Below are 12,952 nucleotides of genomic sequence, written 5' to 3'. Positions count from 1 at the left end.
TCATTTCGAGGAGGGATGACGTTGAAGCACAAGAACATAGCCCGGTATGGGTTATTGTTTGCCATGGCTTTAGGCATGGGGGGCTGGGGTGCCTCGCTAACCGGAACGCAAGCGGCAGCTGCCACGGTGCTCACGGGACAAGGGACGAATCCGCTGCACGAATTCGGCACAGCCGTAGGCATATCAGGAAGCAATAAGTTCATCGAGGGGGACTTCGACGGCGACGGCGATACGGACTTGGCGGCTCGCAACGGGAGCAGCACCGGGGTGCAATATTGGCGGAATAACGGCGATGGCACCTTCACGGAGCTTACTGGCGCTAGCAACCCTTTCGCAAGCGTGAACTTCCCGGCAGCGGTTGGCAGCTTCAGCGAGCTGTATTTGCTGAAGGGCGATTTCGACGGGGATGGGGATCTGGACTTGTTCAACAGCAATCAGGACGGTCAACCCGTCCTGTACCGGAATGATGGCGGGAGCTTCACGGTGCTGGAGGGCTCGGGGATCAATCCGCTGCACGCCTTCGGTACGGCGCTTGGGGGAGGCAGCTTCAAGGCGATTGCCGCAGACTTCGACGGGGACGGCGATACGGACCTGGTGAACCGGAACAACACCTCCACCGGCTTGCAGTATTGGAGGACTAACGGGAATGGCACCTTCACGGAGCTGACGGGGGCCAGCAATCCGTTCGCAGCGGTCACGTTCGCTTCCAACCTGAATCACTTCACGGTGCCACTGGTTGCAGCAGGCGACTTCGACGGCGATGGCGATGTGGACGTGTTCAACGGCAACCACGGCGGTGCTCCGGCGCTGTATCGCAATGACGGAGGCAGCTTCCAAGTGCTGACCGGCGAGGGGATCAATCCGCTGCATGCCTTCGGATTAGCTGTGGGAACCGGAGCAAGCAAGTTTGTGACAGGAGATTTCAACGGTGACGGGCTGATCGATTTCGCGAACCGGAATGCTTCGAACACCGGCGTGCAGTATTGGAAGCAAAATAGCGACGGCACGTACACGGAACTGACGGGGACGGCGAATCCATTCTCAGGCGTGTCGTTCCCGGCGAATGTCAATTATTTCAGCGCACCCTTCCTGGGTTTCGGCGACTTCGACGGCGATGGAGATGCGGACATCGTGAATGTGAACCATGGCGGAGCTCCCGCGCTCTACCAGCAGAGCGGGTCGCCTCCAAGACTTACCGGGTCCGTGCCTGCGAATCACAGCGCGTCCTTTTCACCCGAAGACCCGGTGTTACTGACCTTTCATCAGATCATCGCAGCAGGGGGACCAGGCGCGATAGAGATTCGCAAGAGCAGCGACGACACGCTCGTCGAGTCGCTCTCGGGCCAATCGCAGGCAATTACAGGGTTCGGCACGAACGTCCTTACCATTCCGCATACGGCGGCGCTGGAGAGCAGTGCAAGCTACTATATTTTAATAAAGCCGAGAGCTTTCTTTAATGGGGATGGTCAGAGCTATATGGGGATTGCCGACAAAAACCAGCTCCAATTCACGACCCGGAGCTCGGTGCAGCTTTATCCCGTCCGGCCGGGAGTGGAGTCCAGCACTGCCTATACGCTCCAGGTTAACGGAGAGAATGTGTTCGTAGAGAAGTTCGGAGATGTCAGCTTGGCAAGATTCGCCTTCGAAGGGGCGGCTCAGATTGAAGTGACCGCAAGCGAATCGGTTGCCTCTTACGGGATCAGTCCGCAGAGCTACCAGATTCAGGGGAGTCCCAGCGGGAACCGCCTCTCGTTCCAGGTCGATCAGCCACGTTCCTTGATTATAACGGTCAATGGCTTGGAGAAGCTGCTGCTGTTCGCCGACGGACCTGAGGTGGGCGCACCGAACCTTCAGGCGCCGAATGTGACGAGCCTGGCCGCTTATTTGCCTGCCGGACGCAATCCGGAGAATGCCGTGACGAGCTACTTCCAGCAGGCGATCGATGCGGTGTCGGCTTCGAATAACGGGGCGGGCGGCGTCCTGTACGTGCCGGACGGGAAATATATGACGGCCCAGCTGAAGCTGAAGAGCAATGTCCACTTGCACTTGCAGAGCGGGGCGTGGATCAAGGCCGTTCCCGACTCCAGTGCGGCGAATTATCCGGCGCAGAACGGCTCGGATTCTTCCTTCCTGTTCATACAAAATGCGGATCATGTACGAATAAGCGGAAGAGGCATCATTGACGGCAACGGGATGGCGATGAAGACGCTGAACGGCAGTGAGAACATCAAGCTGCTTCGGACAGCCGCTGTGACGGACCTGCAGATTCAAGATGTGTATTTCCTGGATTCGGCGAGATGGACGCTGCATCTGCTGTACGCCGATCAGGTGCTGCTGAAGAACATCAAGATCATTAACGACCTCCGGGGCGGTCCAGATCCGGCGAATCCGAGCCTGCTGCTGCCTACGGTGACGAATACGGACGGTGTGGATATCGATGCTTCCCGGCAAGTGACGATCGACGGATCCTTCATCTATACCGGCGACGATGCGATTTCGCCTAAAGTAACGAATTACTTGGGCTTGAAGAGACCGGTCACCGGCGTGCTGCTCACCAATAATGTGCTTTGGTCGCTCAAGGCCGCCTTCAAGATCGGCGATGAGACACTGGACGACATCGGCGACATCCGGTTCGAGAATAATGAGGTCGTTCGTGCCGACCGGTTCGCCGCCTTGTGGGCCGGCGAAGGCTTCCGGATCCATCATATCGATATCGTGAACAACCGGGCGGAATACATCGGCGGTAACTACAACGAGAGGTTCTTTTACTTCCGCATTCGACTGAGGGACGGAAGTTCCAGTCCCGGCTGGATCGATCAAGTAAAGGTGAAGGACTTCTACGCCAAAGGCACGGCGGTTCAAGCCTCGACCCTTGAAGGCTTCGACGCCGCTCATCAGATTACGAATGTCACATTCGATAACATTGTGATCCAAGGCAGTCAGGCTGCTCAGCCGAGCGATATTCCTTTGAATTTCAGAAATACCTTTTACAGCAACGTCGTCTTCTTGCCCTCCGGTAATGTATACAGCGGAACGCAGGTTCCGCCAACTCAGCTGTTCCCAGGTGTGGCAGAAGCGGAGGACATGACTTTGGTTGGCTATACCGTCGAAGCGCAGACGCCGGCTTCCGGAGGCAAGGTCATCAAGGTGTCCGGAACCGGAACAGCATCGGCTATCTTCGACGGGCAGGACGGGACGTATGATATTCGGGTTCACTATTTCGATGAAAACGACGGCCTCGCGAGCTACCGCTTATTTGTCAATGGCAATGTTGTCGATGCATGGACGGCGAATCAAGACTTCGGCTCGGCATCGGTGTCCGACAAGTCGCGAACGAGCCGGCTGGCTGCCGCCATTCCTCTGAAGACGGGAGATCTGGTGAAGCTGGAAGGGACCTCGAACTCTTCCGAAGCGGCCCGGGTCGATAAGGTGGAAATCACATTGAATACCGGCACATCCACTCCGGTGCCTCGCGTGCTGCTTGTAGACCGGCGCGGACTGACCAGCGGAGCTTACTTATCGATCGCCGCCGCCGTCGCCAGTACCCCGGCGCTGAAGCCGGGAGATACGATCTCGCTGGTTCCCGGAAGCGGCCCGTATCACGAAACCGTAAAGCTGCATACTTCCGGCGTGGCGGGCAATCCCATCCTTTTCGAAGGCAACGGAGAGCTGATCAGCGGCTTCAGTCCGTTTCAGTTCACACAGGAGTCTGGCGGTCAGTGGACCTATATGCTGCCTGCGCCGATTGCGAACTCCTTACCCAACGGAAATTCGAACACGTTCCGGCATCTGGTCGCCTACAACGGCCAGCGTCTGCTGCTGGATCAAGTTTACGGTCAGAATGCAGGCGTATTCACAAGCGATTATGCCGCTCTTTCGCCGGATGGCAGCAAGCTGATTTTGAACGAAAGCAAAGCTTCTCCTACGACCGGATGGGAAATTTCGACACTTGAGAACGGCTTGGAGATCGTTACGCCGGACTCGTATCAGACTTATCGGAATCTGCGGATTACCGGTGCGCAAAATGACGGCATTAATATTCATGGCACCGGAACGGGGCTGCTGTTCGAGAATATCGAGGCGTTCAATAACTTCGACGAAGGCTTCTCTTCCCATGACAGCACGAGCAGTACGATCAACGGCGGAAGCTTCTGGGGCAATGATAACGGGATCTATAATCAATCGCGCGCAACGGTTTCCTTTACCGCTACGAATGTGAAGAGCTATAACAATATGAGCTATGGACTGGCGGCTCAGATGGGAACGACCTCCTTGACGAACGTCCAGGTATGGGATAACGGGATCTCCAATCTCCGTCTGGGGGGCAGCGTCCATACGTCCGATGTCACCACCTATGAGAGCAGGTGGACCCAGCGTCCTTGGGTAAGCTATCAGGAGGCGCAAAACTATAAGTACAATCAAGAGGTTAAGCCTTATGCTTATTCGGAATATGTGAAGGCGGATTATCCGATTGTGAAGACGGGGACTCCTCCGGTCGTGCTGCCCGCTTCTCAGCTGCCTCCCTTCCAGGGCACTTATGACGATTGGCGCCATATCTACTTCACCCCGGCGCAGCAGAGTGATGCCAGCGTAAGCGGACCTTCGGCTGATCCCGACGGCGATGGATTGAACAACGAGTACGAGTATGAGCTGGGACTTCATCCGCGTGAGATCGACCAAGGCTATCATGCAGCTAGCAGCACCCGATTGCAGGGAACGCCGACCGTATCGACGGGTCAGACACTGGATGTCCTGTACGCCTTGAGAAACGTCACTTCCAGCGTGTACGGCGGACAGATCGCGATCGAGTATAGCCCTGCACAGCTTCAATATGTCGGTGTGACGCCCATGCTGAGCTCTTCCACCGTTACCGGGTCCACGTATGAGGACAACCGAATTCTTATTAACTATACGGGAGTGAATGCTGTCACCGGAACGGCGGGTTTGTTCACGCTGCACTTTCAGCCAAAAGTACCATGGCAATCGCCAATAAGCTCCGTCGTTGTTGTTAGCGCGGTTGTCGCCGATCGTAATGGGAACACGACAGGGCTTCAGACCGGACCGGCATACCGGGTAAAACTTATAATGACTATAAATGAATCAAGATACGGAGTACGATAATGGGGGAGCTCCTGTGCGGCAGCTCCTTTTTTGCATGACTTCTAGAATACATCAACATTGCATTAAGGGGCGTTCGCGGAAGCCTTCTTTAAATCATTCAACATTATTATTTTTTATGAGGGTGTGACGATTGAAAACCTTTACTATTGCGACGGTGCAATACAATTGCAGCATTCCCGATCAAAAGCTAAATATCGAGATTGGACTGCGGTATGTAAAAGAAGCAAGGGAGCTTGGGGCGGTATCGATTTGCTTAGTGATCACGTACAATCTCCTTTTAAACGTTGAAAACCATTGAGCTAGCGGGCGATAGCTGAATAAAGACAATACGACGGCAGCCGGCAAGAATGACGGGCAGATTAATTTAATAATGTACTACCATTTGTACAGTTATTTATGTATAATTGGAAAAATTAAACTGTGGGGGAATGTAAGTGGCAGAAATACAGGCAATTGTATTAGACTTGGACGGAACATTACTTGATAGTGATAAATCCATATCTCCTCGAAATTATAGTGCCGTTAAAAGGTGTTTTGATTCAGGAATTCATATTATTGTTGCCACGGCACGACCGCCTAGAGCAGCTGAACAATTTGTAAAGGCTATCCCTTTTGTAGACTACATGGTTTTCTACAATGGTGCCCTGATAAAATGCAAATCCAAGCAGACTCAGCAGCACATTAGTATCCCTATAGAGGTTAGCCAACAGATTAACGAATTCATTAGGTCGAGTGAGCCTCAGTCAACAATCTCATATGAAGTAAATGACTTATGGTATACGTGCACACCAGTTCCTGACACAGAGAGTGCTCAGTTCGGTGCCCGTTCGAATGAGCCTAAACCGCAGATAGTCGATTATGATTTTATCAGTTCAATCTCCCCGACAAAAATACTAGCTCTCGGTTATAGCACATGGAGAGATGTTATTCAAAAATTCGGTGACCAGATTAACGTAATCGCAACCGATAGAGGAGTATTGGTTCAAATCATGCATAAATCAGCATCAAAAGAAAATGCAGTGAAGTCAGTATTAAATGATATCGGGATAAATTCGGAACATGTAATGGTATTCGGAGATGATTTTAACGATTTGGGACTTTTCCATATGTGCGGATTTCCAATTGCAATGGGTAATGGGATAACGGAATTAAAAGATTGTGCGAAGTACATTACCGAATCCAATGATAATGATGGTGTTGCTGTAGCACTTGAGAAATTCGTACTGTGAATGGCGTAATTGTGACACTAACGGGAAACGGGCAGTCGGACAGATGATCGGCTGGCTTGCAACCAATTATTACACTCTAGAGTGAGGAACTGACTATGACGAAGCGTTCGGAAGCTGAGAATTGGAACGAGGTATTTTCCGATCTCATGCTCGGCAAGCCACAAGGGGATTTTTGGCTGGAAAAATATGATCCGAGGCTGGCATCGGCTCAAGATGGACCGGTCATTGATCTTGGCTGCGGTTCTGGCTGCGACTCTTTGTTTTTAACAGAAAGAGGTTATCGGGTCATCGCCTGCGACTTCTCCTCAAAGGCGTTGGCGATTATACACAAATATATTCCGGGCGCAGAAACAATGCTGTTCGATATGACGGGCGGATTGCCATTTCCGGATAGCAGCGCGAGGGCGATTGTCGCGGACTTGTCACTGCATTATTTTCACTGGGACGATACTGTTTCTATAGTTAACGAGATTGCGAGAGTTGTCGGCACCAGCGGATTACTGCTGGCACGGTTTAATTCCACGCGCGATGTTAATTATGGTGCTGGGCAGGGGCTCCAAGTGGAGCATCATTATTATGAGCACGAGGGGCGGCAAAAACGTTTTTTTGACGAATCAGATTTGCGACGGTTATTTGCAAATTGGTCTATCGAGGTGTTAACGGAAACGGACATGCATCGCTATGGGAAGCCGAAAATTTGTTGGGAGCTAGCGGCTTACGTTCGATGAGGCAGACCCGCCGTTGTGCTAACGGGCACGATAGCTTAGCAACACGACAGCAGCCGGCGTACAACGTTTGGCTGCTTTTTTGTCGAACTAAAGAGTAGGATAGCTTAGTGGGAAAATCGGCCAGATACGCTAAATTAATCGGTAGAATAATAGTAAGATGAGTAATTTACACGTATATTTGGATTATTTAGTTGATGAAGGTGCTAGGCACGAAAGAATATTAGAACCAAAGGAGCTCATGAAGTATTTAGTCAAAATCAATGACAAAGGTGGAATCTGGATCTATTGGGATCTTAAATGTGTTAGAGCTTATTTCTCCTCGGATCATTTCAATAAGGATCACAAAAAATATTACTTTTACGATATTGAAAAATTCAGTTATGGAGGACGGCGAGTTGGCACGTAGCTAGTCTTTGCGGCTTTGAAAATGGAATTCTAACATCAATTCAAAAATAGAGATAGTTCCGACACGAATATCGAGTTTCAAAAAATCATCCATGGTTGCCAACTTTCTTCCTCCCAATGAAAGATTTTGACCAAAAATACATTCCCATGCCGAATAACGTCCCCAGGCCTCCCATGAACTGAAACAAAGAAATGGTTTCCCCTAATAATAAGTAAGCAAGCATAATAGCGAGAACAGGTTCTCCGATAATGCCAACCGAGACGGTAGTCGCCCCGATCGATTTCAATAATAGATTAAAAATATATTGTCCAAGGATAGTCGGGATGATCGCAAGCAATAAAAAATAAGTCCAATCGGAGGAGTCGTATTCCGTTAAAGAGTAACTATTCAACAAATTATAGATGAGCATAACGGTGCCACCGATAAAAAAAACAATTATGCTGTATACATTTGCATCGATTTTGCGGCTGACTCTCTGCCCTGCGAGCATATAGGCTGAAACGAAGAGCGTGCCTATTAACGATAAGCCGTCTCCAATTAGCGCTTCTTTCGAAATTCCTATGTCTCCCCATGCAATCAGAAGAGAACCAAGAAAAGCAGTTATCAAGCAAGAAACGGTCAAAAAATTAGCCTGTTCCCTAAACAAAAAGTAGGATCCGATCATCACGAACAAGGGCTGCAACGACAAGATGACCATGGAGCTGGCCACCGAAGTATAGACCAAGGATTCCATCCAGAATAAAAAGTGCAGCCCTAGAAAAAGACCGGCAATCACAACGATGCCCCAGTCTTTTTTATTCATTTCTATGGTGCGGAGCGTACTCCAAGGGACAAATACGAGCATGATGGCAACGGAAATAAACAATCTGTACATCCCTGCCACGGAAGTGGGCGTATCTGATAGCTTGATCAGGATCGAAGAGATAGAAACAGACAAGATACTGATAAACAACATTATAAACGGATGAGAAAGCAAAGAAGCTTTATTTAACTTAACCACGGTTCCTCCCAGCTGTTCGACGGTTACCTGTGCACGGATTTGTAAGGAGATGTCGAAGTTGGATATAATAATATCATCACCGACGTTTAAATTGTGTAACTATATCTCTATTTAATATTGAAATATCGTCAATTAAGGAGTGTACCTCTTGAAAAAACAACTGCATGAAGCCATTCAGTATCCTGACGAGGCCTTCCCATACATCATGTACATTCATACGAATCGGAGTTCCATTCCGAAAGGCAGGGGAGTTAACGATCTTCATTGGCACGAAGAATTACAAATGACCTTAGTCACCAAAGGGAATCTTACGATACGAATCAACGGTATAGATTACGGTTTAGAAACGGGTCAAGCCATTTTTCTCAATAAGAGCGTTCTGCACATTGTTACGTACCTAAGTCATGACGGTGAATATGTGAGCTTTAATTTTCCGGAGAAGCTGCTCGCCTTTTATTCGGATAGCGCGATGGAAAGGAACCATGTCCTTCCTTACACCAATTCATACTTATTATCATTGGTAATCAAAGGAGACGCGGAGTGGCAAAAGCAAATCCTGCAAATTCTATGGGAGATGAAGAAGAAATTTGAAAGGAAAGAATCATGGGGATGGCAGTATGAGATTTCCATCCATACGGTTCAGCTATGGCTAATTCTAATCTCCAATATTATGTTATCTTCAGAGGAATCCTCTAAACATAACAGACTCCAACAAGAGAGATTGCAATTGATGCTTAGCTTTATCCACCAAAACTATACGAACCTTATTACTTTGAAGGAAATTGCTGACGTAGCCCATTTGAGCGTTTCGGAGTGCGCTCGCAGCTTCAAAAAAAGCATCCATATGACTCCTTACGATTACTTGGTTAAGTATCGGATTAAAAAGAGCTGCGAGTTGTTAGAAACGACGGAGTATACAGTAACCGAGATAGCCCGAATAGTGGGTTTCAATCACGTCAATCACTTTATCCAGTCCTTTAAAAAGCAGCGCGATATTACACCTAAGGAATACCGAAAAATTCGAAATGTACAGACACCATCATAAAACACTGAAAATACCGTTTTGCTAGGTATGTTCGCCGATCCAAAAAACACTTTCCAGAAGGACATTCTGTAAAGTGTTTTGGCAAATGAACATATCGACGACTTACCTGTGAGTACGTCCGGTAACTCACAAACACGTCACAGAAGGAACATTCTGGGACGTATTAGCTAACCAATAATTCAATTCTTGGGACTTTTTCTTTATCTCCTCCTACTGTTTCTCCCTGGCGCCTTTGGTAAAGTGGGTTGGGCAGTGGTACCCTTGAATGGAGTTAGGTATCCTATGCTTAGGAATATCGGCAAACCCTCCAGACGAAGGAAGTGTAAAACGATGAATATAGAAATGGTTATGCATGAACTAGAGGCTCTCGGCAAGGAACGACTCAAGAAGATGTACCTATCCAATGGCGCGCGGGAGCCGCTTTTTGGCGTGGCGACAGGAGAAATGAAGCCGATTTTCAAAAAGACCAAGCACAATCAACCCTTGGCGGAGCAGCTCTATGCCACGGGGAATTACGACGCAATGTACTTTGCCGGAATCATAGCTGAGCCAAACTCAATGACTGAGGCGGATTATGACCGTTGGCTGGATTCGGCATATTTTTATATGCTGTCCGATTTTGTAGTGGCGGTCACTTTGTCGGAAGCGGATATTGCGCAAGATGTTGCCGATAAGTGGATTGCAAGTGGCGAAGATTTGAGAATGTCAGCAGGTTGGAGTTGTTATTGCTGGCTGTTGGGTAGTCGTCCGGATAGCGAATTTTCGGAAAGCAAACTTACCAAGATGCTTGAACAAGTGGGAAATGCGATTTACAATGCTCCCGTGCGAACGAAATACTCAATGATTAATTTTATATACACAGTGGCGACTTCCTTTTTACCACTCCATGACAAGGCGGTCGCAACCGCGAAGGCAGTATGCCCGTTAGAAGTCAAAAGTGACATGGGAAAAAGGAAGTTCCTAAACGCTGTCGAAAATATTCAAAAGACTGTAGAGAGAGGGAAACTTGGCTTCAAACGCAAGCATGTAAGGTGTTAATCTTCTACTGTCCTGCCACAAGAAAACAACCCGGCCGGAATTATGACGACCAGGATAGGACAAATGGGGACAGCGTTATATGCAGTCTACAAAAGCCGAACTAGTAGACCACCTCATCCGTTTAGAACAATAAATGGCCACAAATGCCAAGGGGGCATTCCAGACAATGCCGGTAACGGTACCGACGTCCGTGAAGCTGACTACGCCGAACATCAAGGCGAGAATAGCCCCGGCACTAGCCGACCAGCCGATGTTCAGCCCCTTGGGCTGCCAAATGACAAATGTTAAGGTGATTAAAAAATAAGGAAAGCAATGTAAACCATAGAAACCCTACGAATTAGTTGCTTGAACAGGAGATTTTGAGACGAGGGAGTAGGATAAGATGAGGTTGGGGTATGGGCGAGTTTCGGCCAAAGATCAAAATCCGGAACGGCAACTCATTAAGTTCCGCGAATCGATGGAGCATTTATCCAGGTGTACCGGCAATGGAAAGAAGGAAGGGTGACGGCCGCGGAAGCTATGAGGCGAATCGGCATGTCAAAACCGACTTTTTATCGGCGCGTGTAGGAATACGAGAACGAAACGTAAACGGCGATAGGGCGAAATATTCATGTACTGAAGTCGAGGCTGCCGTGTGGATTACGCCTCGCTCCGCTAACGGGCAGGATAATGGAATTAACTTGAAGAAATTAGGAGGATATGTTGTAACAAAACGAGGAGTGATGAAGTGACTCAAAAAGGGTTTCGATTCAATAAGGAAATTCTATAATATGGTTAAATGTAAAAAGATCCAAAGGGCGGATGTAAGATGGGAGGAAGAGAGATGTTTTACGATTTACAAGGTGAAGATAACATGTCGCCAATTGTGGGAATGTTATTTTCCGCTGTGAAAGAAAATAGCCAGCGACTACGATTCATCACTGAAGGCATGTCGCAAGAAGAAGTAGATTACAAGGGTCCCGATATCAGCTTCAACAGTACAGCACAGTTAATAAAACATATCATGTATGTTGATCTCAATTGGGTTTATCGAATGAAAGGACAACCGCTTCCAGAGTCTCTAAAAGAACAATATGGACCCATGATAGATGCAAATAACAGGCTTCCGATGGTCGAAGGGATGTCTTTGAATACACTGATGTCTCATTATGAAGGTGTGTTAAAAATGTTGAAAGATACATGTATACAATTAACAGATGCTGACCTAGGCAAAGTTGTCACATTTGGTCATGAAAATGAAAAGCAAGCAACCATTCGCTGGGGATTATGGCATATAGCCGACCATAGCCGCTATCATCAGGCACATATTAATCTTCTCAGAAAGTGGTATACCTTTTCAAAATAAAAGTGGTGTACGAAAAGTGTAGTCGTTGTTCATTTCGCTAACGGAGACAGTAGGTTCAAGTAATCGATGAGACGAAGAGGGGGAAACCGAAATGAAGACAATCAAGTGCATGATGGACCACCTGTACTGGGCGGACGGACGCATCTTGGACGCGCTCGAGGAGAGTGAGACGAAGAACAAGGACCTTCTGAAGCTGGTTCGGCACGTAGCGGTCGCGGAACGAGTCTGGCTGTCCCGATTGCAGGGCAAGGGCAGCGTGCAATATTCGTTGTGGGAGGAAGCGGAAGACCTGACGGCGATCCGGACAATGTTCGAAGAAAACGCCGAGCAATATCGCGTCTATATCGAAAGGCTCGAGGAATCCGAGTTGGACGAGATGATCGACTATGCGAACCAGAGCGGGGTTCCGTTCCGAACGTCCGTCCGGGACATCCTGTCGCAGGTCCTCTTACATGGGCAATATCACCGGGGACAGATCAACCGGGCACTTCGGATCGAATCGGCAGAGCCTGTCCAAGTCGATTACATCACGTTCGCGAGGCTCTAACAGGGCCTAATAATCACCATTTTCTCGGAATGGGATTGGCATTGAACTAACGGAGAACGATAGCGTGAAACATCTGGAATGGCAGTAGGCTTTGATCCGGCTACAGGTATCTTAGGCTCATATTTTTCCGAAGAGAAAGTAAAGGCGAAGATTGATACCATTATGAAGAAAACCAAAGACATCATCTTTGTTTACGAGCAAAACAACGAGGTAATAGGATACATTCATGGAACCCCGTATGAATTGCTGTTTTCCGACTCTTTAATAAACGTCATGGGATTTGTTGTTAGAGAAAGTTATAGGAAACAAGGGATAGGCGGCATTTTGATCGAGCGTCTAGAGCGGTGGGGAAAGGACAATGGATTTTCCGGAATGAAACTGTTATCCCACCCAAGCCGAATACATGCCCACAGGTTCTACGAACGGCGCGGTTATACTTTTACAAAGGACCAAAAAAATTTTATGAAAAAATTCGAGAGCTAAACAAACGGGA

9 protein-coding genes and 1 pseudogene are annotated in these 12,952 nt (G+C 48.5%); 8 read left to right on the top strand and 2 right to left on the bottom strand.

Annotated features, from left to right (window positions below; all coding sequences use genetic code 11):
- Positions 1–21: 21 nt before the first annotated feature.
- From FE784_RS26010 to FE784_RS26000, 3 genes are all read left to right on the top strand, one after another.
- Positions 22–5,121 carry an FG-GAP-like repeat-containing protein gene (locus tag FE784_RS26010; RefSeq protein ID WP_176706520.1) on the top strand — a complete coding sequence of 1,700 codons (5,100 nt, stop codon included), beginning with the start codon at positions 22–24 and terminating at the stop codon, positions 5,119–5,121.
- Between the two features lie 434 nt (positions 5,122–5,555).
- Entirely contained in the window at positions 5,556–6,350 is a 795-nt protein-coding gene (locus tag FE784_RS26005) for a Cof-type HAD-IIB family hydrolase (protein ID WP_139605181.1), read from the top strand.
- Positions 6,351–6,445: 95 nt separating this feature from the next.
- Positions 6,446–7,078 (top strand): class I SAM-dependent methyltransferase, encoded by a 633-nt coding sequence (locus tag FE784_RS26000; RefSeq protein WP_139605180.1) that lies wholly within the window; start codon positions 6,446–6,448, stop codon positions 7,076–7,078.
- A gap of 491 nt (positions 7,079–7,569) precedes the next feature.
- On the opposite strand, the gene FE784_RS25995 is transcribed toward FE784_RS26000, so the two are convergent.
- The gene (locus tag FE784_RS25995) at positions 7,570–8,484 is read right to left on the bottom strand and encodes a DMT family transporter (protein ID WP_246132176.1); all 915 of its coding nucleotides are present in this window, start codon (positions 8,482–8,484) and stop codon (positions 7,570–7,572) included.
- A 148-nt stretch (positions 8,485–8,632) separates the two neighbouring features.
- Between FE784_RS25995 and FE784_RS25990 the strand changes: the two genes are divergently transcribed.
- Together FE784_RS25990 and FE784_RS25985 are read left to right on the top strand one after the other, a co-directional pair.
- On the top strand, positions 8,633–9,529 hold the full coding sequence (locus tag FE784_RS25990) for a helix-turn-helix domain-containing protein (RefSeq protein WP_139605179.1): 897 nt from the start codon (positions 8,633–8,635) through the stop codon (positions 9,527–9,529).
- 330 nt (positions 9,530–9,859) lie between these two features.
- Complete coding sequence (locus FE784_RS25985) at positions 9,860–10,567, top strand: DNA alkylation repair protein (RefSeq protein ID WP_139605178.1); 708 nt, start codon at positions 9,860–9,862, stop codon at positions 10,565–10,567.
- A 132-nt stretch (positions 10,568–10,699) separates the two neighbouring features.
- On the opposite strand, the pseudogene FE784_RS25980 reads toward FE784_RS25985, so the two are convergent.
- Positions 10,700–10,861, bottom strand: a pseudogene (locus tag FE784_RS25980) (ArsB/NhaD family transporter); the annotation flags it as partial.
- A 529-nt stretch (positions 10,862–11,390) separates the two neighbouring features.
- Between FE784_RS25980 and FE784_RS25975 the strand changes: the two are divergent.
- The 3 genes from FE784_RS25975 to FE784_RS25965 all read left to right on the top strand — a co-directional run bounded on the left by FE784_RS25975 (position 11,391) and on the right by FE784_RS25965 (position 12,942).
- The gene (locus FE784_RS25975) at positions 11,391–11,912 is read left to right on the top strand and encodes a DinB family protein (protein WP_139605177.1); all 522 of its coding nucleotides are present in this window, start codon (positions 11,391–11,393) and stop codon (positions 11,910–11,912) included.
- Between the two features lie 91 nt (positions 11,913–12,003).
- Complete coding sequence (locus FE784_RS25970) at positions 12,004–12,459, top strand: DinB family protein (RefSeq protein WP_139605176.1); 456 nt, start codon at positions 12,004–12,006, stop codon at positions 12,457–12,459.
- Between the two features lie 78 nt (positions 12,460–12,537).
- A complete protein-coding gene (locus tag FE784_RS25965) occupies positions 12,538–12,942 on the top strand; it encodes a GNAT family N-acetyltransferase (protein ID WP_139605175.1) in 405 nt (134 codons plus the stop codon).
- The last annotated feature ends 10 nt before the right edge of the window (positions 12,943–12,952 follow it).

Source organism: Paenibacillus hemerocallicola (assembly GCF_006265175.1).
In the GTDB taxonomy this organism is placed as follows: Bacteria; Bacillota; Bacilli; order Paenibacillales; family NBRC-103111; genus Paenibacillus_AB; species Paenibacillus_AB hemerocallicola.
The sequence above is the reverse complement of the archived record's forward strand: the minus strand, read 5'-3'. Positions and strand labels throughout refer to the sequence as shown.